We start from the raw sequence: 20,807 nt of genomic DNA on the forward strand, positions 1-20,807 counted from the left end.
TTTCCAGCGGCGAATTCATTCGCTCGTCGCGGGCTTCGCGCGCCCTCACCGCCCCGAACCTCGCTCGCTCATGAATTCGCGGACGGGGTGTTCACATCATCCACATCGCCCGATCCGCATCGCCCGATCCGCATCACCCGATCCGCATCACCCGATCCGCATCACCCGATCTGCATCACACGATCTGCATCACACGATCTGCATCACCCGATTCGCATCGCAAACGAAAACCCCTCCTCCGCGCCGGGCGGAGGAGGGGTCGTCGGACGGATCGACGATCGCGCGTCAGACGACGGCGGCGCTCGCCTCCAGCATCTTCGCCATGCGCGCGGCCGCCTGCCGCAGACGATCCTCGGAGCAGGTGAGCGCGATGCGCACGAAGCCCTCGCCGCCGTCGCCCAGCGACTTGCCGGGCAGCAGCGCCACGCCCTGCTCCAGCAGCAGCCGCCGCGCCCAGGGCTCGCTCTCCACGCCCTCGGGCAGCGGCACCCACAGGTACATGGCGCCCTTGGGGCTGGGCACGTCGAAGCCCGCCTCGCGCAGGGCCGCCACGGCCGCATCGCGCCGTGCCTGGAAGGTGGCCACGTTCCCCGGCACCCAGTCCGCGTGCGACCGCAGCGCCGCCACGCCCGCGTGCTGGATGGTGAACGGCAGCCCCGTATCGGCGAACGTCTTGATGCGCGTGAGCGACGCCACCAGCTCCGGGTTGCCCACCGCCCAGCCGATGCGCCACCCCGTCATGTTGTACGTCTTGCTCAGCGAGTGGAACTCGATGGCCACCTCGCCGGCGCCCGGGATCTCCAGGATGGACGGCGGGCGGTACCCGTCGAACGCGATCTCGGAGTACGCGTTGTCGTACGCCAGGATCACGTCGTGCCGCCGGCACCACTCCACGCACTCCGCCAGGTACTCGCGCGGCGCGATGGCGGCCGTGGGGTTGTTGGGGTAGTTCAGGTACAGGATCTTGGCCCGCCGCACGACGTCCTCCGGGATGGAATCCAGGGGAACGAGAAAGTCGTGCTCCGGCCTCAGCGGGACGATGTGCGGATGCCCGCCGGCCAGCACCGTGCCGCCCAGGTACGCCTGGTAGCCCGGGTCGGGGATGATGGTGGCGTCGCCCGGCTCCAGATAGGCGAACGGCAGGTGAAAGATGCCTTCCTTGCTGCCGATGAGCGGCGCCACCTCGCGCATGGGATCGACCGTGACGCCAAAGCGCGCCTGCATCCACCGCGCGATCTCCTCGCGGAACTCCACCAGGCCCAGCTGAAAGGAGTAGCGCGAGTTGCCGGGGTCCATGGCCGCGCCGCGCAGCGCCTCAACGGCGGCGGGGGGCGGGGGCAGGTCGGCGTCGCCCGTGCCCAGATCGATCACGTCCACGCCGCGCGCCTTGAGGTCGCGCTTGATGCCGGGGACGTCCGTGAGCGGGTACGGGGGAAGGCTCGTGAACCTGCGGGCCAGCTGGGGCATCGTCGTCCGTCGTCCGGTCAGGCGTGAGTGGGCGCGGCCTCGTCGCGGCGCGCCGTGTCAAAGATCATCCGCAGCACCAGCAGCGCCCCGCCGATGGAGATGGCGATGTCGGCCACGTTGAAGATGTACGGAAAGAAGTGGACGAAGATGAAGTCCGTGACGCCCCCGTCCACCAGCCGGTCGCCCAGGTTGCCCAGCGCGCCGCCCAGGACGAGCGCGCCGGCCACGTGGATCCACCGGTCCCGGCTCTGCCGCATGATGCTCACCGTGGCGAGCATCCCCCCCAGCGTCAGCAAGACGAGCAGGGGCATGCGCCACGAGCTGGGCATGTCGGCGAACCAGCTGAACGCGATGCCCTTGTTGAAGTGGTGCTGAAAGCTCAGCCACCCTTCCACCACGTCGCGCTCGGCCTCGAACGGGATCTCCCTGCGGACGGCCACCTTGCTGGCCCAGTCGGCGGCCACAGTAAGGGCGACGACGATGGCCAGCCGGCGGTTGCGGGAAAGCTTCATGGGGCGCTCACGGGGTTGCGAAGGGTGCCGATGCCGGGGATCTCCACCTCCACCACGTCGCCCGGTTGCAGGGGCGACACGCCGGCCGGGGTGCCCGTGGCGATCACGTCGCCCGGCTCCAGCGTCATCACGGCCGAAATGTACTCGATGAGGACCGGGATGGAGAAGGCCATGTCGGCCGCGCGGCCGTGCTGGCGCACCTCGCCGTTCACCCGGCAGATCACCTCCAGCCCGTCGCGGTCGATGCCGTCCAGCGGCACCATGGTCCCCAGGGGGCAAAAGGTGTCGAAGCCCTTGCCGCGGGTGAACTGCACGTCGGCCTTCTGCAGGTCGCGGGCGGTCACGTCGTTCAGGGGCGCCAGGCCCGCCACGAAGTCCCACGCGTCCGCCGCGGCCACGTTCTTTGCCGTGCGGCCGATGACGACGGCGATCTCCCCCTCGTGCTCCACCCGCTGCGAGGCGGCGGGCAGGATGATGGCCTCGCCGTCGGCGATGAGCGACGACGGCGGCTTGAGGAAGAGGAGGGGCCGCTCGGGCATGTCGTTGCCCAGTTCGCGGGCGTGCTCCAGGTAGTTGCGGCCCACGCAGACGATCTTGCTGGGGCGCGGCAGGGATTCGGGCACGGGAAACCGCAGGGAATAGGGAATAGGGAATAGGGAATAGGGAATAGCGGGCCCGGCGGGGGGGCCTCACCCGCTCGGCGGGCCCTCACCCGCTCGCTTGGGCTCGCACCCTCTCCCGCAAACTGCGCGGGAGAGGGTATACACTTCACACGGGCGGCCGTCGCGTCAGCGGCCATCCCGCAGACGTCGTCATTAGCGTCGTTGAAGCCGCACGCCCTTCTCGTGCACGAAGGCTGCGTCCGGGCCGTAACAGCCTGCGTCGGTGCACTCGACCAGCTATTACTGGGGCAGTCCGCGCAGGCGGACTTCGTGCCTTTCCAGCGGCGAATTCATTCGCTCGGCCGGGGCGTCGGTCACGGAGCGGACCTCGGCGACCCGCGCGGACGAAGCCGTTGCAGGCTATTCCCTGTTCCCTGTTCCCTGTTCCCTGCCGTTCCCTACCCCGCCCGCCGCGCCTCCATCCGCTCGCCGTAGAACCGCAGCATGGCATCCTTCACCGTCTTCCACGGCGCCTTGATCAGCGGCGCGGGCGGAAGCGAATCCACAAAGTAGCGCCCGTAGCTCTTCTTGACGATGCGCCCGTCCAGCACGAGCACCACGCCGTGGTCCTCCGCGCTGCGCACCAGCCGGCCAAAGCCCTGCTTCATGCGGATGGCCGCGTGGGGCAGCATGTACTGCACGAACGAGTTGCCGCCGTGCCGCTCGATGTCCTCGATGCGCGCGGCCGTCACGGGCTCGCTGGGCACCTTGAACGGCAGCTTGGGGATGATGAGCCCCCGCAGCGGCTGCCCGGGCACGTCCACGCCCTCCCAGAAGCTCGTCGTCCCCAGCAGGATGCCGCGGCCGCTGGCGGCGAACCGCTCCACGAGCTGCGCCCGGGGCGCCTCGCCGTGCACGAACAGGGGCCAGTCCAGGTCCGCCCGCCGCGCGCGCAGCTCGTTGGCCACGTGCCGCAGGGCGCGGTAGCTGGTGAAGAGGACGAAGATCCCCCCGTCGCTGATCTTTGCCAGCTCCAGCGTGGCGCGGATGGTGGCCTCGTCGTGGCGCGGATCGTACTCGCCGGCCGGCGTGGGCAGGTCCGTGGGGACGCAGAGCAGCGTCTGCTTTTCGTAGTTGAACGGGGAGGGAAACACGTTCTCCTCCACGTTGAACTCCTCGGCGAAGAAGGTGCCGATGCCCAGCCGCTGGCGGATGAAGCGAAAGTTGCCCTGCGTGGCCAGCGTGGCCGACGTGAGGACCACCGTGGGCACCTTCTCGAACACGGCGTCGCGCAGCACGGCCGACAGGTCCAGCGGCGCGGCGTTCAGCGTGAGGTTGCCCTCGCGGCCGTCGCGCGGAGGCTGGCGCTCCATCCACCGCACCATCTTCTGCTCGCCCTCGCCGGGCCGCAGGGCGCCCCGCAGCCCGTCCGCCATGGCGCCGATGCGGTTGGCCGATCCCCGCAGCTCCACCATCTGCGCCTCCAGCCCCTGCTTGAGCTGCTCGTCGGCCTGCACGCGCTCCTTGAGCTGCTCGAAGCCGGCGAGGAGCTTCGCCAGGTTCTCCAGCAGGGCGCTGAGCGCGTCGTCCAGCCCCAGCACCCAGATGGGGTGCGCGTCGAAGTTGTCCTCCAGCCGCACCACGGGCTCGCTCCCCGCGAACACGTCGCTCAGGAACGAGAAGACGGCCGCCGCCCGCTCGCGCGCGCCCTCCAGCGACGGCTCCAGCGTCTGGTCGATGATGTCCACCGCCGACGCCGCCGTAAGGTTGTGCGGGTGCCCCAGCAGCGCGTTGCGGAACGAGGGCAGCAGCCCCTTGCCGCGCGTCTCCAGCCGGCGCAGCGTGCGGAATATGCCCCGGCGGGAGACGGTGGAGCCCAGGTGGCTCGTGGCCGCCTCTTCCAGGTTGTGCGCCTCGTCCAGCACGAGGCGCCGGTAGTGCGGCAGCACGGCGGGCGCCGTGTAGTTGCCCTGCAGCCGCCGCACGGCCAGGTCGCTGAACAGCAGGTGATGGTTGACCACCAGCACGTTGGCCTGCGCCGCCTCGCGACGGGACTTCTGATAGAAGCAGTCCTGGAAGTGCGGGCACTTGGCGCGCAGGCACACGTCCGTCTCGCTCTGCACCTCGTCCCACACCTCGGCGCTGGGGCGAAATGGCAGGTCCGACAGCGAGCCGTCGCCCGACGTCTCCATCCACTCCAGGATGCCGCGCAGCTCGGCCTGCTTCTCCGGCTCCAGCAGGGTGCCCGCGTTGGCCTTGGCGAGCAGCGCGCGGCGGATGGAGACGTAGTTGCTGCGCCCCTTTACGAGGGCAAAGCGGAACGGCTCGCCCAGGGCGCGGCGCAGCAGCGGCAGGTCCTTGTCGACCAGCTGCTCCTGCAGGTTGATGGTGTTGGTGCTGACGACCGTTCGCTCGCCGTTCTGCAGGGCCCAGCGGATGGCGGGGAGCAGGTAGGCGACGGACTTGCCCGTGCCCGTCCCCGCTTCCGCGACGCCAACGCCGCCCGTGTTGTACAGGCCGGCGATCATCCGCGAGAGGGCGCGCTGGGCGGGGCGGTCCTCGTAACGGGGATGGCGGACGGCCAGCGGCCCCGTGGGGCCCAGGTCCGCGTCGATCGCGTCCAGGTCCAGCGGCTCGTGCTCGTCGGGCTCCGGCGGCTCCACGACGACGTACAGCTCGCGCGCGTCGTTGTCCGTGATGGCGAAGCCCACGCCCAGCTCCCACAGCCGCGCCGCCACCGCGAAGTCCGCCTCGGACGGCTCCAGCAGACCGGAGGGGTGGTTGTGGATGAGCAGCCCCGGCTGCGGCGGGTCCTTGACCAGCGCCAGCACGGCGCTGGCGTGGCCGCGGGCCAGCACGCGCGGCTCCACCACTTCGGCCCCCTCGGACACACGCGCGATGAAGCACACCTCGTTGCCTCGCGCGCGCGCGATCTCGCGCCGAATCAGCTCGGCGGCTGCGGCGGAGAGATAATGCTCGACGGCGGATCGGGGCGGCGCGGCGGTGCTCATGCGCACAAACTTACAACGGAACGGCCCCGCCGCCCATGCCCTCACCTCTTCGAGGCCCTCACCCCGGTCGTTCCCCGCGGCCTTCTCCGCAAGCCGCGCGGGAGAGGGCGTAGACTTCGAACAGGCACCACGTTTGAGGACGCGGCCCGGATACGCCGAGACCTCCTCATTGGCTGCTACGGGAGGCCTCGTGCGTGTGCGAGCTCGACGCGGATCACCGCACCGGGCTCGGCGGGCCAGTCAGCCGATGGCCTCGGCGGGATCGGACTCGGCGAGGGCTTCGCGCAGGGCCTCCTCGTCGCCTGCTTCCACGTCGTCCTCCAGCAGAAAGCCCAGGCGCACGGGCTCGTCGGGATCCTCGGGACACTGAAAGCGCGCCGCGAAGATGCCCAGCTCCGTGGGCGAGGGATGGCCGTACTGGATCTCCACCAGCCAGCTGCGCCCCTGCTCGTCCTGGAAGATCGCCTTGCCCTTCGCCATCCGCTCTCATCTCCGGTTCTGATCGTCCGCGCGCTGACTCGTGCCGCGCCCGGCGGACAGGATAACACCTCCCCGTCGGGCGCGGAATGCGTCCCCGGCGTGCCGGCCGGGTCCGGCTCACGCGGCCAGGGGCAGCGGCGCGGGGGCAATGTCGTGCAGCTCCTGCAGCACGTCCAGCACCTCGCGATGGTCGTCCGCGGGATCGTAGCCGATGAGCTGGATGTTCATCTGCCGCTGCAGGTGGTCCTGCTCGAACTGGCCCGGGTTGGGGAACAAAGCGTAGTGCTGGGGCACGTAGTTCTCGAAGCTGAGCGTAAGCTCGCGCAGGATCAGGCTGAAGTCCGGGTCACGCAGCCCGTAGCCCACGAACAGCAGCTTGCAGTTCAGGAACAGGCCCATCATCAGCGCGCGGACGTGCGGGCTGAAGAGGATGAGCCGCTCGTAGTCACGCGTGGACAGCACGATGCTGGCGGGCGACGACAGGTCGCCGTGCATCTTGAACAGGAACAGCTCCGGGTTATACAGCGCCGCGCCGATGGACGAGACCGAATCGTGCGAGAACGTGTTGGGTACCACGCCCCGCACCTGCGTGAGCGCAAGCTCCAGCAGCCGGTCGTAGTTGGTGGTGACGATCCCGCGGTAGTCCGTGGCCGCGATCAGCCGATGCGCGGCCGTGGGCGCGAGCGGACGGCCGAACTCCTCCTTGAGGATCTCCGTGTAGCCCCACGGCTGCAGCGTCTCCCGCGCGAACTCCGCCAGGGTCAGGTAGTCGCCACGCGCCTCGATGGCTTCCAGCCCCTCCGTACGCGCCCGGGGATTGCGCCTGGCTTCGAAAACGAGCCGGTCGATGAGCTGGCCCCAGTTGGGGTACCCCGCCAGCGTTGACAGCCCCGATCCCACGAACAGAACACACTTGCGATTGCGCACCGCCTTGATGAGCCCGTCGGGCAGCGTGACCGGCATGGCAACTCCGAAATGGATGGAGAACACAGGCGAACGCCCGAATATAAAAACGCCTTCGTGCCGGGGTCTACACCCTTCGGGAGGCGCGATTGTTATGCGCCAGCGGTGATTCGCGACACGTAACTACATCCAGAGAGCAGACATCGCAGTCGGGGCGCCTTGGAAGCGGGCAATCCGGCGCGACTCCCGCGGGGCCATCGCCACAACACGGCCACCGGCGGACCGAAAGCCCCGCGATGGACTCTCCGGAATCCGATTTACTTTCTTTTTGCGACGATACAACACACTATACGAACATCCCGAAACATCTTCTCTCGTTCCACGAGGTGCGCCATGCGCAAGCTGAGGCTGGACGTGAATGCCCTGCAGGTCGAGTCGTTCGCGCCGCGCGCGGGGGCCGCGCCCGGGGTGGGCACTGTCCGCGCGAACAGCGACGAACCCGTCGATCCCTCCGGCGGCGAGAGCTGCGCCGTGACGGCGTGCCTCACCTGCCTGTGCCCCCACTCCGGGCCGCAGCCGTCGTGCGACCCGTGCTCGCTGGGAGGCGACTGTCCGAGCTTCGATGTCACGGGCTGCGTCTGACGGGCTCCCGGCCACCCCGGCCGGGGCCCGTCTTCTTTTTCCCTCTCCCGGAGATCGCCATGCGCAAGCTGACGCTGGATGTAGATACGCTGCAGGTGGAGTCGTTCGAGGCCGCGGAGCAGACGGAGCGGATGGGGACCGTCCATGGAAACGCGGTCACGCCCCTGTGCACGGGCGCGGACAGCTGCCAGGAGCTCACCTGGTGCCAGGATACCTGCTACTGCGCCTACACGTCGCCGCGCCCGTCGTGCTTCGACTGCTCGTGGGACACCTGCGCCACGAACTCACCCGACTGTGCGTGATCCGAATCCGTTTCCCACGGCGCTGCCGCTGCGTGTAACCCCCATCCATCACCCGTGACGAAAGACGATCCGATGAAGAAGCTCAGGCTGGACGACCTCTCCGTGGAGTCCTTCACCACCTCCGATCCCGTGCTGCCCCGCGGGACGGTGGAAGCACACGGCACCTTCGTGGACAACACCTGCGGCCCGGAGCGCACCTGTGGGCCGCAAACGTGTGGACAGCTGTACTGCGTCATCGGCACGGATCCCATCGAGTGCCCCGTGGGCACCGGTGCCAGCTGCCCAGGACCGTGCACGACCGGACCCGCTCCCACGGGCGGTCAGCTGAGCTGCGCGGGGTGCACCACGCAGGACTACACGGTCAACCTGGGCGACGACACCTGCGGGTTCTGCATGAGCTTTGGCAGCGACGCGCCCCAGCGCTGCCCCTGCCCCTGACCGGTACCTGACGTTGATGGACGGACGCGGCCCCCGGCGACGATGCCGGGGGCCGCGTCCGTTCATCCGCCCGACGGGGTCGAGCACGGCCGGACGCGTGGCGCCGATCCTGCTCAGCGCGCGCGGCATGGACATCCTGCATCATCCCCTGGACCGCTCGCGCGCGGCGACGCGGGACGGCGCCGCGGAGCACATCCTGCGCGCCTACGAGCGCTACCTGGACGCGTTCCTGGAGATCACCCGCCGCGCGCAGGACCGCTTCCTGGCGCGCGCGTGGGGCGACGGCCAGCGGGATGGCACGGAGCGCCTGCACGTCTTTTCGTACTGGGTGCGGCGGACGGTGGACGAGGTGCGCGACGCGCTGGACGACGCGCCGGCCGTCAAGGCGCGCTACGCGGAGCTGTCCGAGGCACGGGCGGACTGCGACGTGGCCCGCACGTTCTTCAACTCCGTCGTGCGGCGGGTGCTGCGGACGCGCGGCGTGAACACGGCCACGGATTTCACGGCGGAGCCCGGCACGCCCCTGAGCGGCGACGGCGCGCCGCTCGCGCGTCGCGCGGACGCGGAGGGCGTGACCCCGGCCCTCTTCGAGACGCTGTTCCGCGAGACGGGGCTGGCGGACGCGTTCGCCGACCTCGCGGGGGACGCGGCGGCGTGCGCCCGCGCCGCGCGGGAGGCGCTGGGGGACGCGGCGGACGCCGTGCGCGAGGTGGAGTGGCTGCCGTTCCTCTTCTATCGCAACAAGGGCGCGTACGTGGTGGCGCGGCTGCGGGCCGCGGGAGACCTGCATCCGCTGCTCGTCCCGTTGTCGCACCCGGCGGAGGGCGTGCGGCCGGACGCCGTGCTGCTGGACCGTGACGACGTGTCGCGCGTGTTCAGCTTCGCGCGGTCGTACTTTCACGCGGACACGGCGCGGCCGCGCGAGACGGTGGCGTTCCTGCGGACGCTCATGCCGCTCAAGCCCATCCACGAGCTGTACACGTCCATCGGCCATCATCGGCACGGCAAGACGGAGCTGTACCGCGCGCTCACGGCGCAGCTGGCGCACCCCGCGGCGCGCCTGGAGCCGGCGGAGGGCATCCCCGGGCTGGTGATGATCGTCTTCACCCTCCCCGCGTTCAACGTGGTCTTCAAGGTCATCCGCGACCGCTTCGGCGCGCCCAAGGACGCGTCGCGCGAGCAGGTGATGGAGCGCTACCGCTTCGTGTTCGCGCGGGACCGCGTGGGGCGCCTGGCCGACGCGCAGGAGTTCGAGTTCCTGCAGTTTCCCCGCGACCGGTTCGATGCCGGGCTGCTGGACGAGCTGCTGTCGGCGGCGGCCGAAAGCGTGTGGATCGAAGGCGACCACGTCGTCGTGCGGCACCTGTACACGGAGCGGCGCATCCGTCCGCTGGACCTGTACGTGCGCGAGTCGGCGCCCGATGCGGCAAAGGCGGCGGTGATCGAGTACGGCAACGCCATCCGCGACCTGGCGTGCAGCAACATCTTTCCCGGCGACCTGCTGATGAAGAACTTCGGCGTGTCGCGGCACGGGCGGGTGATCTTCTACGACTACGACGAGCTGGCGCTGCTGACGGAGATGAAGTTTCGCGCGCTGCCGTCCGCCAGCAGCCACGAGGAGGAGATGAGCGCTGAACCGTTCTTCGCGGTGGATGACCGAGACGTGTTCCCGGAGCAGTGGCTGCCGTTCCTGGTTCCGCCGGGCGAGCTGCGCACGGCGTTCCTGGACGCGCACGCCGACCTGCTGACGCCTGCCTTTTGGCGCGAGATGCAGCGCAAGCAGGCCCGCGGCGAGATCCCCGACTTCTTCCCGTACCCCCTCACCCGCCGCCTGCGTCCGGACGCGGAGGGCGCGGCGACTGCGGGTGATGGGGAAGACGCGAAGGACGCGCCGGATTCAAACGGGGCGAGTTGGGCGGGCGCGGTGGATGCGGACGGCGCAGCGGATCATCGTCCTCGCGTGGCGGAGCCGGAGGCGCGCGCGGATGAGGATGACTTCTTCGAGGAGATCGGGCAGGCGGAGGAGTAGGCCGCCCCCCAGCCGGAGCGAATGAATTCGCCGCTGGAAAGGCACGAAGTCCGCCTTCGCGGACTGCCCCAGCGGAGGGCGTCCCGCGTGCACCGGCGCGCCATTGAGCCCTGCGATTCGGTTCGCGCGAATGAGAACGCCGCCCTCGTGCGCGAGAGGCGGCGTCCGGAGTTGTTGAAGCCTTGTTCGCAGAGCGCGTCAGCGCGGGACGGGGCGTACCGCATTCCGAGCGGCGGCTTTAGCCGCTCAGGCGCGGGGCCCGCCAGCCCGTCCGGATTCCGACCTCGGCTGGGCTCCGCCCGATCGGCACGCACCCCGCGCCATTCGCCGTTGTCGGCTGTCCCCTGTAACCTGTCCCCTGTCCCCCCAGAGTTCAACGCCGTTGCAGGCTATTCCCTATTCCCTGTTCCCTATTCCCTGCCCGTCACGAACCGCGCACGAATCCACGCCGTCACCCGCTCCAGCACCACGGGCGCGATCGTCTCCTCGATCTGCCCGTACTCGCTGGGCGCGCCGGTGGTCGCGGTCTGGAACAGGTGGTTCAGGCCGGGCAGCGCCTCGGTCGTCACGTCGCGGTTGCCGGCGGCGCGCAGGGCCCGCGCGATGCCGCCCAGGTTCTCGTCCGCCGGCACCTGCAGGTCCTTCGAGCCGTTCAGCGCCAGTACGGGCACGCGCGTGGCGCGCAGGGCCGGCGCCGGGTCGTAGCGGACGAACCAGCGGTACCACGGCGACACCAGCGTGCCCAGCGTGGCCTCCATCGTGGCGTCGGAGTACGCCGGCTGCGCACGCTCCTCCGCCGTGAGCGACGCCCGGAAGCGCGCGGTGATCTCGCGCAGCCGCGCGTGCAGGGCCGTGCTGTCCGCCGTCTGCGCGATGGCGCCGAACAGCTCACGCTGCAGCGTCAGCGTCCGCTGCACCTCCGCCTCCGAATCGCCGTCCGCCCGGCTGATGAGCGCGCCCTGCAGCATCAGCAGATCCGCCGAGGGCATGCCGGGGCCGGCCAGCAGCACCAGGAAGTTCACGTCGTCCGGGTACCGCGCGGCGACCATGGGCCCGATCATCCCGCCTTCGCTGTGGCCCACGATGCCCACGGCGTCGTCCCGCACCTCCGGCCGCGCCCGCAGCCAGCGCAGGGCCGCCGCCGCGTCCCGCGCGAAGTCCTCCGACGTGGACGCCGCGAAGCTGCCGGTGGACCGGCCCGTGCCCCGGTCGTCCAGCCGCAGCACGGCGATGCCGTTGCGCGTGAGGTAATCCGACAGCACCAGGAACGGCTTGTGGCCCACCAGCGTCTCGTCGCGGTCCTGCGCGCCCGAGCCGGAGACGAGCACCACGGCCGGATGCGGTCCGGCGCCCGTCGGCAGGGTGAGCGTCCCCGCCAGCCGCACGCCGGGGACGGATTCCACCGTGACGTCTTCCGAGCGATACGGGAACGGCGGCTGCGGGTGTTGCGGGCGGCGCATGGCCCGGCCGCGCGGCAGGGCACCGCGCGTCATCGTCATGGGCAGGGTGCCGGGGCCCTGCGTCCACTCGCCGCGCAGGGTGTCGCGCCCCACGCGCACGGCGCGGTACGTGGCGCCCACGCGCGCGGCTTCGAAGATCGCGCTGTCACCCACCGTGCGCACCGTGGCGGCGAACTCCGCGTCGCCCTGGTCCACGCTGCGGAACCGGGCGTGGAGCGTGCCCGCGCTGTCGGTGACGGTCAGGCCCAGGCGCAGGGGGGTGCCCGGGACCTCCAGCGCCCCGCCCCACTCGCCCCGCAGCCACGTCTCCTGCGCCGCCAGGGGATGCGCCGCCAGCAGGACCGCGGCCGCAGCGGCCGATCGGATGAACCTCATGGGATCTCGTCTGCCTCGTCAGAAAAGTTCACGGCCGGACGCGGATTCGCGCCCGGCCGTGGTGCCCTACGAGCGCACGCGCCTCCAGGTTGCGCGGCAGCTCATCTCCATCGAAACGCATCCCGGTGGCGGATGCGGATCAGGCACGGGGCGCGGGTTCGTTGCCGGTGCCCAGCTCCCCCGTCTCGCGGTCGTAGACCACGATGTGCTCCCACTCGCCCGCGTCGGAGCGCGCGACGACGGCCATCACGGGCTCCGCGTCGCTCAGGTTGAACACCTCGTGCGGCACGCCCGGCTCGATGAAGATGAAGTCGCCGGGCCCGTTCTCCACGCTCAGCCGCAGGTGGTCACCGTACTCGTGGCGCACGCGGCCCTGCAGGATGTACAGCATGACCTCGAAGTCCACGTGCACGTGCGCGTGGGCCACCGCCCCGGGCGGGATGGTGGCCACGTTCATGGAGAGCCTGCGCGAGCCCACGTTGCCGGCGTGCATCCCCGTCTTGTAGCGGATGCCGTTCCACGCGCGGTGCGTGCCGCTGCCGCGGATGACGAGGATGCCGTCGCTGCCTTCCACCGCGCCCGGCGCGTGGGGATCAAGGGGGTTCGTATGAAGGTCTGACACGCTGGATCAGCCGGTGGAGGTGGCGGTGGCGCCGGCGCCCGGCGTCATGTGGAACGGGCTGGGGCGGATGGCCATGATGCCGCCCAGGATGAGCAGCAGCGCCAGCAGCACGCCGAAGAACGAGACGAGGTGCGCGCGGCGAGGGTCCGGCTGCTTGCGGCCGTAGACGGTGATGGCGTGCGCGGCGGCGGCGGCGGCCACCATCATCACCAGGTGGCCGATGAGGGCGCCGTACCACGGCCGCACGAGCACCGTGCCGATGCCCAGCAGCACCTGCAGGTCCAGCGTGCCGATGAACACGGACGTGATGGCGCGCGACTGCCCGCCGAACGGGCGTCCCGAGCGCCAGCCCCACAGCAGCACGGCGGCGGCCATGGCCGCGGTGAGCAGCACCAGGAAGCGAAGCCCGGAATGGGCGTAGAAGAGCATGTTCTCCATGCGGCGTCCGTCACGGGTTCTGGGTGTGTGCGGGCCGTCGGCGGCCTCGGAGGGACAATGTAAGGAGGGGAGTGCGAAAGTGCGAAAGTGCGAAAGTGCGGAAGTGGATCGCGAGCGGGCGAGTTCACGGATGGAGGGCGGGCATCGGGCCGGAGCGGGTAAACCCGCCGCTGAGACCGCGGTAAGCCCCGTCTCGCGCTGACGCGCTCTGCGAACGGGGCTTCAACGGCTCCGGGCACGCCCCCGGTGCACACGGGCAGCCTTCGCTGGGGCAGTCCGCGAAGGCGGACTTCGCGAAGTTCCAGCGGCGAATTCATTCGCTCCGGCTGGGGACGTGCCCCACCTACCTTTTACTCGGACGCCCGCACGCTGGAAGAACAACGTCCGCGCCGGCATCGCACCGGCGCGGACGTCGATCCGCATCATCCCCGATCCCGTACGTCCGTACCTTCGTACCGATTTTTTGTCAGCGGGCCTGGACGGTATCCTTGCCCTGTTCCTTGAACATGTCGGCCAGGGCCATGATCACGCCCGTCAGGATGGCCCATCCCAGCATCATCCCCAACCCGCTCTGGCGGCGCGCCTTGCGCGGCAAACGCGGCGCGCCGTAGCTGGTGTGCAGCGACTTGCGCGTGTAGTTGCGGGCCATCTTGCTCGCGGCACTCCCCGCCACGGCCCACATCAGCTTGCCTCCCATGCCCATATGCTCCTCCCGGATCACGGTTTGCCCACGCCTGGAGCCGCGCCCCCGTTGCACGAGCCGCGCCAGCGCCGTCCCATCGCCCATCCGCCCGCCGGCGCGTAGAATGGAGCCCGGCATACGCATGGACGACCAACGGAGATCGAGCGGATGAGCCAGCCGGAGTTCTGGATGCGCGGCGTGCGGGTGGACGGGATCGGCGATGCGCTGCAGCCCGTGGCGCACGCCCTGTTGCAGGCCATGGAAGACCTGGAGGCCGCCGCGTCGGGCCTTTCCACGGAGGAGCTGTGGGCACGGCCCGGAGGCGCGGCGGCGGCGGGGTTCCACATCCGCCACTTGGCCGGCAGCCTGGACCGCCTGACGACCTACGCGCGCGGCGAGCCGCTGACGGATGCACAGCTCGCGTTCCTGCGCGCGGAGCAGGAGCCCGGCGCGTCGGCGGGCGAGCTGCTGGCGCACGCGCGCGCCACCATCGACCGCGCGCTGGACCAGCTGCGCGCCACGCCCGACGCGTCGCTGGACGAGCCGCGCGGCGTGGGCCGCAAGCAGCTGCCGTCGAGCGTGCGCGGCCTGCTGTACCACGCCGGCGAGCACACGTCCCGCCACACGGGCCAGGTCGTCACCACCGCCAAGATCGTCCGCGGCTTGGCGGGCGGTTAGGATGAGGCGGGGCCCCGAGCGGAGGGTGGATGTAAGGCGGGAGGATCGCGGAGAGTGTATGTCGGGCCGGAGGATCGGAATCCAAGCCCGACATCCAGCCTGAGCGGGTAAACCCGCCGCTGGGACCGCCATAAGCCCTGTCTCGCGCTGACACGCGATGCGAACAGGGCTTCAACCACCAACGCGGGCCGCCACCCGGCGAGATGGCGGCGGTCCGAAATGGCTCGGACCGCGCTCCGGTGCACACGCCACGGCGCGCGGCAGGAGCTGTCGGCGAAGGCCGACATCACGTTTTCGGTGCCGCGAATTCATTCGCCGGGTCCCCCGCGCGGGCTCCGCCATCCTCGGCAACACTCGCCCGATCGATCTCCCCGCATCCGCCATCCCGCATCGCCATCTTCCCTCCGCCTCCCTCATTCCCCCTCCCCTGAAACCGACCGCACCCCGCGCCGTACGAGGCGGGCACGAACGCGGGTCCAGATTCCTTCCAGACACACGTCCCATGCTCGCTCGCATCCTGGGCATTTGCTCGATATCCGCCGCGCTGGCCGCACCGGCCGCGGCGCAATCCGCCGATTCCGTCCACTACTCCGTCGCGCCCGTCATGCGGGACAGCGCCCTCGCCGCGCTCACCGTGGAGATGCGCTTCAGCGGCGACGCGGACGGCGAGACGCAGCTGTACCTGCCCGGCGAATGGGCCGGCAGCGACTCGCTGTGGCACCAGCTGGACTCGCTCACCGTCCGCGGCGCCACGGCGGTCCGCGACTCGGGCGAGGAATCGCGCATCCTGACGCACGCGCCGGGCGCGCCGCTCGTCGTCCGCTACCGCGTGACGACGGCGTACGCGGGCGAGCCGGGCTTCGGCTGGCAAAAGGCGCGGCCCATCGTCCACCCGGATTGGTTCTTCTTCCACGGCGAGGGCGTGTTCGCCGTGCCCGCCGGCCGCGACCAGTCGCCCGCGGGGTTCGCGTGGGGCGCCTTTCCCGCCGGGTGGCGGATGGCCTCGGACCTGGACCACATCCACGACGGCAGCCGCCCCGGCGTGGTGAACGACGTCATCGAGAGCGCCACGCTGGGCGGCGCGGACCTGCGCGTGACGGAGCGGATGGTGGACGGCGCGCCCCTGCGCGTGGCCGTGCAGGGCAGCTGGCCCTTCGAGGCCGACGCCTTCGCGGACGCCGTGGCCCGGATCATCCACGCGGAGAACGCGTTCTGGGGCGACGGGGGCCGGCCGTTCGTGGTGCAGCTGGCGCCGCTGGGCGGGATGGGCACGGGCTACTCGTTCTCGGGCACGGCGCGGTCGGACGCGTTCTCCGTGGCGTCCACGCCCAACTTTCCCCTCGCCGAGGCGCAACGGTTCCTCGCCCACGAGTACATGCACACGTGGATCGCGCGCGAGGTGGGCGGGCCCAGCGCGGACGAGGCGTCGGGCTTCTGGCTCAGCGAGGGCTTCACGGACTTCTACGCGGGCCGCGTGCTGCTGCGCGCCGGCCTGTGGACGCCCGCGGACTTCGTGGCCGAGGTGAACCGCACGCTGCTGCGCAACGCGTCGTCGCCGGCGCGGCTGGCGACGTCGGCGGAGGTGGCGGCCAAGTTCTGGACGGACGCTAACGTTCGGCAGCTGCCGTACGACCGCGGGCACCTGCTGGGGCTGCTGCTGGACGACCGCATCCGCCGCCACACGGGGGGCCGCGCGGACCTGGACGACGTGCTGCGGGAGATGCGGGTCACCGCGCGGCAGCTGGCGGAGCGCGGCACGGGGACGGACGCCGAGACGCTCTTTTCGGCCGTGCTGATGCGACGCTTCGACATGGACGTGCTGGGCGCGCTGGCCCTGCACCTGGACGGCGGCGAGCCCGTCGTGCTGCCGGCGGACCTCTACGGCACCTGCGCGCGGGTGGAGACGGCGACGCAGCCGGACTTCAGCCGCGGGTTCGACGCGGGGGCCACAACGGCGGCGGGCAACGTGGTGACGGGGGTGGATCCGGCCGGGCCCGCGTACGCCGCCGGCATGCGCGACGGCATGCGGCTCCTTCGCCGCGAGGCCGGCCAGCCCGGCGACGGGAGCGTGGAGCTGGCGTACCGCGTGGACGACGGCGGCACGGAGCGCGTGATCCGCTACCTGCCGGCGGGCCGCGGCACGGTGGAGTTCCAGCGCGTGGTGCTCACGCCCGAGGCGACCTCCGCGCGCTGCGTGGCCCTCATGAGCGGCGCGTAAATCAAGCATCACCAGATTTTTACTGAATTCTCACGCAGAGCCGCAGAGGCGCAGAGTACTTCGTTCGCGCGATGAAGTACTCTGCTGCCTCTGCTCCCTCTGCGTGAGAAAATTTGTTGCAGTTGTTTTCGATACGCTTGCGTTCTGGAATAGAGGTTGCTAGTGTGCTTAATTATGGAACACGAGCGTATCGAATCAGATCGGCAGGGGCCGGGGCGGCCGCGCAGCGAGGAGGCACACACAGCCATCCTCACGGCATCCATCGACCTCATCCGCGACGTGGGATACGACGCGGTGACCATGGAGGGCATCGCCGCGCGCGCCGGCGTGGGCAAAGCCACCGTCTACCGGCGATGGAAATCGCGCGAGGCGCTCGTCGTCGAGGCCATCGGCCGGATCGTCGCGGCCGTCCCGGATCCCGACACGGGGAGCACGCGCGGCGACCTGCTGGCGCTGATGACGGCCACCCTGCGCATGTACGAGGATCCCGCGTCCGCCGCGCTCCTCTCCGGCCTCGTGGCAGCAATGGCCCGCAGCGCGCCCATCGCCGATGCAGTGCGCACGGGGTTCGTGGGGATACGCGAGGAGGCCGTGCGGCGCGTGCTGCGGCGCGGCATGGCCCGCGGCGACCTGCGCCAGGACGTGGACCTGGAGCTCGCGCTGCACCTGCTGCACGGGCCCATGTTCTACCGCTTCCTGATCACCGGCGGCCCCGTGGACGCGGCCCTCGCGACGGACTGCGTGGACACCGTCCTGCGCACCTTCGCGCCGGACGGGTCCGCGGGCGAACACTCCGCCGATGGGGGACGAGGATGATCCAGCAGCTTTTCTCCGACGACCTGCGGCGCGATCCGTTCGCCGCGTACGACCGGCTGCGCGCGGAGTCGCCGCTGCTGCACGACCCGGGATCCGGCGCGTGGATGGTCTTCGACTACGACGGCGTGCGGCGCGCCCTGCACGACCATGCCGCGTTCAGCTCCAGCGGCGCGGCGGCAGGGCAGCCGCATCCCGACTGGTTCATCTTCCACGATCCGCCGCGGCACACGGCCCTTCGCGCGCTGGTCTCCCGCGCGTTCACGCCGCGCGGCGTGGCGGGGATGGAGCCGCGCATCCGCTGGCTGTCGCGCGCGCTGCTGGACCGCGCCATCGAGCGCGGCGAGATGGACCTGGCGGCGGACTTCGCCGGTCCGCTGCCCATGCTGGTGATCGCGGAGATGCTGGGCATCCCCGTGCAGGACCGCGCCACCTTCGGCCGCTGGAGCGACGCCGTCCTGGGGCTGAGCCACGCGCTCCCCGGCTCGGACGAGGCGGAGGCGGCCTCGCGCGCGTACCGCGCCGCCCACGCGGAGATGCGGGACTACGTGGCGCGGCTGACGGACGACCGCCGCACCGTTCCTGCCGACGACCTGCTCACCCGCCTGGTGCAGGCCGAGGTGGAGGGCCAGCGGCTCACGGACGACGAGATCCTGGGCTTCGTGCAGCTGCTGCTCGTCGCCGGCAACGAGACGACGACCAACCTCATCAACAACGCCGTCCTCTGCCTGCTGGACCATCCGGATCAACTGGCCCGCCTGCGCGCCGGTCCCGAGCTGCTGCCGTCCGCCATCGAAGAGGTGATGCGGTTCCGCTCGCCCGTGCAGTGGATGTTCCGCTTCGCCCGCCACGACGTGGAGATGCACGGGCAGACCATCCCCGCCGGGCGGATGGTGCTGCCCGTGATCGGCGCGGCCAACCGCGACCCGGCGCACTTCGCCCATCCGCACCGGTTCGACGTGGCGCGCGACCCCAATCCGCACCTCGCGTTCGGGCACGGCATCCACTATTGCATCGGCGCGCCGCTGGCCCGCCTGGAGGCGCGCATCGCCCTGGCGGACGTGCTGGAGCGGCTGCGCGACCTGGAGCGCGCGGACGACGCGCCGTGGCAGCCGCGGAGCGCCCTTCACGTCCACGGCCCGTCGCGCCTGCCCGTCCGCTTCGCCCCCGGCCAGCGCCTCGCCGCGACGGCGTGAGCAGCTTGCCCGGGACGGATCACGCGCGGCATCTTCGTGCCCCGGCCCGAGCGCCCGAGCCGATCGCGGACCGGATCCGGTAAAGGCCGTCTCCCAGCCGGAATGGATTCGCCGCTGGGAATTCGCAAAGTCCGCCTGCGCGGACTGCCCCGGCACGGGCGGCGTCACGGTCTTTGGTGGCTCGGGCAGGGCCGGTGTGCACAACAGCGGCGTGCGGCAGGAACCGACGTAAGCCGCCGCGACGACCGCGGAACGCCCCACAACCGCGAGGGCTTCAACAGCGTGATCCGGAACGATGCCGTCACCCGAACGTGAGCCGTTGGTCCTGAGCTGGAGCGGGGGCAAGGACAGCGCGCTGGCGCTGGCCCGCCTGCGCGAGATGCCCGGCGTGGAGGTCGTGGGGCTGATGACGACGGTCACGGAGGGCTACGACCGCATCAGCATCCACGGGGTGCGCCGGGCGCTGCTGCACGCGCAGGCCGCGTCGCTGGGGCTGCCCGTGCACGAGGTCGCGCTGCAGCCGCAATCCAGCAACGACGCGTACGAGCGCGCCACGGCCGACGCGCTGGCACGGATCCGCGAGCAGTGGCCGGCCGTGCGGCGGATCGCGTTCGGCGACATCTTCCTGGAGGACGTGCGGGGGTACCGCGAAAACCTGGTGGGGTCGCTGGGCTTTGGCGCGCTGTTCCCGCTGTGGGGCCAGGCGCCGGCGGCGCTGGCGGACGAGGTGATCGGCCGCGGGTTCCGGGCGCGGCTCGTGTGCGTGGACACGCAGCAGCTGGATGCGTCGTTCGCCGGGCGGATGTACGACGCCGCGCTGCTCGCGGACCTTCCGCCCGGCGCGGACCCATGCGGCGAGCGCGGCGAGTTCCACACGTTCGTCTCGGACGGCCCCGGCTTCGCATCGCCGGTCCGCTACACGCCCGGCGAGGTGGTGCTGCGCGACGAGCGTTTCGCCTACTGCGACCTGGTGCAGGTGGCGGGGTGAGAGGCGTCGCGATCGGCAGAGGCACGTCATGAGCGACGGGAGATCGGGCGGACGTCGCCGAGCCCCAGTCCGAGCGGGTGAACCCGCCGCTGGGACAGCCTTAAGCCCGGACCGCCTTGCGCCAGTGCGGCGGCCGACGCAGCTTCGGACGGATGACGGATGGGCGCGGAGGCACGTTCAGCCTCCGCGCCCGCTCACGTTTTACGGATCGATCGGCAGATGAGATACGAGCTGGCCATCTTCGACTTCGATGGCACGCTGGCGGATTCGTTCCCCTGGTTCCTGGCCGCGCTGAACGACTGCGCGCCCCGCTTCGGCTTTCGGCGCATCGAGCCGCACGAGGTGGAGATGCTGCGCGGATACGACGGCCGGCGCATCATGCGGCACATGCGCGTGTCCATGTGGAAGATGCCGATGATCGCGCGCTCCCTCCGCGCGCGGATGGCGGCCGACCTCCACCGCATCGAGCTCTTTCCCGGTGTGGAGGCCATGCTGCGGCGCCTGGCGGACGCGGGCGTGCGCATCGCCGTCGTCACCAGCAACTCCGCCGAGAACGTACGCCGCGTGCTGGGGCCGGAGAGCGCGGCGCTCGTTCGCCACGTGGAGGGCGGCGCGTCCATCTTTGGCAAGCAGCCCAAGATGCGAAAGGTGCTGCGCGCCAGCGGCGTCCCCGCGTCGCGCGCCATCAGCATCGGCGACGAGATCCGCGACCTTCACGCGTCGCGCGCGGCGGGGATGGCGTTCGGCGCCGTCGGCTGGGGCTTCGCCACGCCGGACGCCCTCCGCGCGCTGAAGCCCGAGATGTTCTTCGAGCACGTGGACGAGATCGCGGATCGGGTGATCGGCTGATCGGGTGACTACGATCCTGACATCACGCGCGGTTGAGAGGTTCTGCCGGACGGGGATGGACATCGCGGCAGCGGGGCGCCCCCCATCCCCTGCCCTTCCCCC

At 70.9% G+C, this 20,807-nt stretch carries 20 protein-coding genes; 10 read left to right on the forward strand and 10 right to left on the reverse strand.

Features of this window, described 5'->3' with window-relative positions:
* Positions 1-285: 285 nt before the first annotated feature.
* From VFZ20_RS06795 to VFZ20_RS06820, 6 genes are all read right to left on the reverse strand, one after another.
* Positions 286-1,467, reverse strand: coding sequence for an aminotransferase class I/II-fold pyridoxal phosphate-dependent enzyme (locus tag VFZ20_RS06795; RefSeq protein ID WP_329683087.1), 1,182 nt, complete (start codon positions 1,465-1,467; stop codon positions 286-288).
* 17 nt (positions 1,468-1,484) lie between these two features.
* Positions 1,485-1,979 carry a signal peptidase II gene (lspA, locus tag VFZ20_RS06800; protein WP_329683088.1) on the reverse strand — a complete coding sequence of 165 codons (495 nt, stop codon included), beginning with the start codon at positions 1,977-1,979 and terminating at the stop codon, positions 1,485-1,487.
* The gene (locus tag VFZ20_RS06805) at positions 1,976-2,602 is read right to left on the reverse strand and encodes a fumarylacetoacetate hydrolase family protein (RefSeq protein WP_329683089.1); all 627 of its coding nucleotides are present in this window, start codon (positions 2,600-2,602) and stop codon (positions 1,976-1,978) included. The genes lspA and VFZ20_RS06805 overlap by 4 nt, the downstream gene beginning before the upstream one ends.
* Positions 2,603-3,039: 437 nt before the next feature.
* The gene (locus VFZ20_RS06810) at positions 3,040-5,592 is read right to left on the reverse strand and encodes a helicase C-terminal domain-containing protein (RefSeq protein ID WP_329683090.1); all 2,553 of its coding nucleotides are present in this window, start codon (positions 5,590-5,592) and stop codon (positions 3,040-3,042) included.
* Between the two features lie 240 nt (positions 5,593-5,832).
* The gene (locus tag VFZ20_RS06815; protein WP_329683091.1) at positions 5,833-6,072 is read right to left on the reverse strand and encodes a hypothetical protein; all 240 of its coding nucleotides are present in this window, start codon (positions 6,070-6,072) and stop codon (positions 5,833-5,835) included.
* A 117-nt stretch (positions 6,073-6,189) separates the two neighbouring features.
* Positions 6,190-7,035, reverse strand: a complete 846-nt coding sequence (locus VFZ20_RS06820; protein WP_329683092.1) for an SIR2 family protein — start codon at positions 7,033-7,035, stop codon at positions 6,190-6,192.
* A gap of 333 nt (positions 7,036-7,368) precedes the next feature.
* Between VFZ20_RS06820 and VFZ20_RS06825 the strand changes: the two genes are divergently transcribed.
* The 4 genes from VFZ20_RS06825 to aceK all read left to right on the forward strand — a co-directional run bounded on the left by VFZ20_RS06825 (position 7,369) and on the right by aceK (position 10,386).
* Positions 7,369-7,617 carry a hypothetical protein gene (locus tag VFZ20_RS06825; protein ID WP_329683093.1) on the forward strand — a complete coding sequence of 83 codons (249 nt, stop codon included), beginning with the start codon at positions 7,369-7,371 and terminating at the stop codon, positions 7,615-7,617.
* 59 nt (positions 7,618-7,676) lie between these two features.
* Positions 7,677-7,919, forward strand: coding sequence for a hypothetical protein (locus VFZ20_RS06830; protein ID WP_329683094.1), 243 nt, complete (start codon positions 7,677-7,679; stop codon positions 7,917-7,919).
* 72 nt (positions 7,920-7,991) lie between these two features.
* Entirely contained in the window at positions 7,992-8,357 is a 366-nt protein-coding gene (locus tag VFZ20_RS06835; protein ID WP_329683095.1) for a hypothetical protein, read from the forward strand.
* A 97-nt stretch (positions 8,358-8,454) separates the two neighbouring features.
* On the forward strand, positions 8,455-10,386 hold the full coding sequence (gene aceK / locus VFZ20_RS06840; protein WP_329683096.1) for a bifunctional isocitrate dehydrogenase kinase/phosphatase: 1,932 nt from the start codon (positions 8,455-8,457) through the stop codon (positions 10,384-10,386).
* A gap of 410 nt (positions 10,387-10,796) precedes the next feature.
* On the opposite strand, the gene VFZ20_RS06845 is transcribed toward aceK, so the two are convergent.
* The 4 genes from VFZ20_RS06845 to VFZ20_RS06860 all read right to left on the reverse strand — a co-directional run bounded on the left by VFZ20_RS06845 (position 10,797) and on the right by VFZ20_RS06860 (position 13,978).
* The gene (locus VFZ20_RS06845; protein WP_329683097.1) at positions 10,797-12,221 is read right to left on the reverse strand and encodes an alpha/beta hydrolase; all 1,425 of its coding nucleotides are present in this window, start codon (positions 12,219-12,221) and stop codon (positions 10,797-10,799) included.
* A 139-nt stretch (positions 12,222-12,360) separates the two neighbouring features.
* Positions 12,361-12,843: a cupin domain-containing protein gene (locus VFZ20_RS06850; RefSeq protein WP_329683098.1), complete on the reverse strand. Its 483-nt coding sequence runs from the start codon at positions 12,841-12,843 to the stop codon at positions 12,361-12,363.
* A gap of 6 nt (positions 12,844-12,849) precedes the next feature.
* Positions 12,850-13,281 (reverse strand): hypothetical protein, encoded by a 432-nt coding sequence (locus VFZ20_RS06855; RefSeq protein WP_329683099.1) that lies wholly within the window; start codon positions 13,279-13,281, stop codon positions 12,850-12,852.
* A gap of 466 nt (positions 13,282-13,747) precedes the next feature.
* Positions 13,748-13,978 carry a hypothetical protein gene (locus VFZ20_RS06860; protein ID WP_329683100.1) on the reverse strand — a complete coding sequence of 77 codons (231 nt, stop codon included), beginning with the start codon at positions 13,976-13,978 and terminating at the stop codon, positions 13,748-13,750.
* A 153-nt stretch (positions 13,979-14,131) separates the two neighbouring features.
* Here VFZ20_RS06860 and VFZ20_RS06865 point away from each other — a divergent pair, with 153 nt between their 5' ends.
* The 6 genes from VFZ20_RS06865 (at position 14,132) to VFZ20_RS06890 (ending at position 20,705) form a co-directional block, all read left to right on the forward strand.
* Positions 14,132-14,641 (forward strand): DinB family protein, encoded by a 510-nt coding sequence (locus VFZ20_RS06865; protein WP_329683101.1) that lies wholly within the window; start codon positions 14,132-14,134, stop codon positions 14,639-14,641.
* A 502-nt stretch (positions 14,642-15,143) separates the two neighbouring features.
* The gene (locus VFZ20_RS06870) at positions 15,144-16,859 is read left to right on the forward strand and encodes a hypothetical protein (RefSeq protein WP_329683102.1); all 1,716 of its coding nucleotides are present in this window, start codon (positions 15,144-15,146) and stop codon (positions 16,857-16,859) included.
* A gap of 174 nt (positions 16,860-17,033) precedes the next feature.
* The gene (locus VFZ20_RS06875) at positions 17,034-17,675 is read left to right on the forward strand and encodes a TetR/AcrR family transcriptional regulator (protein WP_329683103.1); all 642 of its coding nucleotides are present in this window, start codon (positions 17,034-17,036) and stop codon (positions 17,673-17,675) included.
* A complete protein-coding gene (locus tag VFZ20_RS06880; RefSeq protein ID WP_329683104.1) occupies positions 17,672-18,868 on the forward strand; it encodes a cytochrome P450 in 1,197 nt (398 codons plus the stop codon). Before VFZ20_RS06875 ends, VFZ20_RS06880 begins: the two co-directional genes overlap by 4 nt.
* Before the next feature lie 319 nt (positions 18,869-19,187).
* On the forward strand, positions 19,188-19,856 hold the full coding sequence (locus tag VFZ20_RS06885) for a hypothetical protein (protein WP_329683105.1): 669 nt from the start codon (positions 19,188-19,190) through the stop codon (positions 19,854-19,856).
* Positions 19,857-20,075: 219 nt separating this feature from the next.
* Positions 20,076-20,705, forward strand: coding sequence for an HAD hydrolase-like protein (locus tag VFZ20_RS06890; protein WP_329683106.1), 630 nt, complete (start codon positions 20,076-20,078; stop codon positions 20,703-20,705).
* The last annotated feature ends 102 nt before the right edge of the window (positions 20,706-20,807 follow it).

It is taken from the genome of Longimicrobium sp. (assembly GCF_036280135.1).
Lineage (GTDB): Bacteria > Gemmatimonadota > Gemmatimonadetes > Longimicrobiales > Longimicrobiaceae > Longimicrobium.

Coding starts and splice junctions, on each gene's coding strand:
- VFZ20_RS06880 (WP_329683104.1), top strand. CDS start 17,672: ATGATCCAGCAGCTTTTCTCCGACGACCTGCGGCGCGATCCGTTCGCC.
- VFZ20_RS06815 (WP_329683091.1), bottom strand. CDS start 6,072: ATGGCGAAGGGCAAGGCGATCTTCCAGGACGAGCAGGGGCGCAGCTGG.
- VFZ20_RS06890 (WP_329683106.1), top strand. CDS start 20,076: ATGAGATACGAGCTGGCCATCTTCGACTTCGATGGCACGCTGGCGGAT.
- VFZ20_RS06875 (WP_329683103.1), top strand. CDS start 17,034: ATGGAACACGAGCGTATCGAATCAGATCGGCAGGGGCCGGGGCGGCCG.
- VFZ20_RS06820 (WP_329683092.1), bottom strand. CDS start 7,035: ATGCCGGTCACGCTGCCCGACGGGCTCATCAAGGCGGTGCGCAATCGC.
- VFZ20_RS06810 (WP_329683090.1), bottom strand. CDS start 5,592: ATGAGCACCGCCGCGCCGCCCCGATCCGCCGTCGAGCATTATCTCTCC.
- VFZ20_RS06855 (WP_329683099.1), bottom strand. CDS start 13,281: ATGGAGAACATGCTCTTCTACGCCCATTCCGGGCTTCGCTTCCTGGTG.
- VFZ20_RS06865 (WP_329683101.1), top strand. CDS start 14,132: ATGAGCCAGCCGGAGTTCTGGATGCGCGGCGTGCGGGTGGACGGGATC.
- VFZ20_RS06795 (WP_329683087.1), bottom strand. CDS start 1,467: ATGCCCCAGCTGGCCCGCAGGTTCACGAGCCTTCCCCCGTACCCGCTC.
- lspA (WP_329683088.1), bottom strand. CDS start 1,979: ATGAAGCTTTCCCGCAACCGCCGGCTGGCCATCGTCGTCGCCCTTACT.
- VFZ20_RS06835 (WP_329683095.1), top strand. CDS start 7,992: ATGAAGAAGCTCAGGCTGGACGACCTCTCCGTGGAGTCCTTCACCACC.
- VFZ20_RS06845 (WP_329683097.1), bottom strand. CDS start 12,221: ATGAGGTTCATCCGATCGGCCGCTGCGGCCGCGGTCCTGCTGGCGGCG.
- VFZ20_RS06830 (WP_329683094.1), top strand. CDS start 7,677: ATGCGCAAGCTGACGCTGGATGTAGATACGCTGCAGGTGGAGTCGTTC.
- VFZ20_RS06870 (WP_329683102.1), top strand. CDS start 15,144: ATGCTCGCTCGCATCCTGGGCATTTGCTCGATATCCGCCGCGCTGGCC.
- VFZ20_RS06860 (WP_329683100.1), bottom strand. CDS start 13,978: ATGGGAGGCAAGCTGATGTGGGCCGTGGCGGGGAGTGCCGCGAGCAAG.
- VFZ20_RS06825 (WP_329683093.1), top strand. CDS start 7,369: ATGCGCAAGCTGAGGCTGGACGTGAATGCCCTGCAGGTCGAGTCGTTC.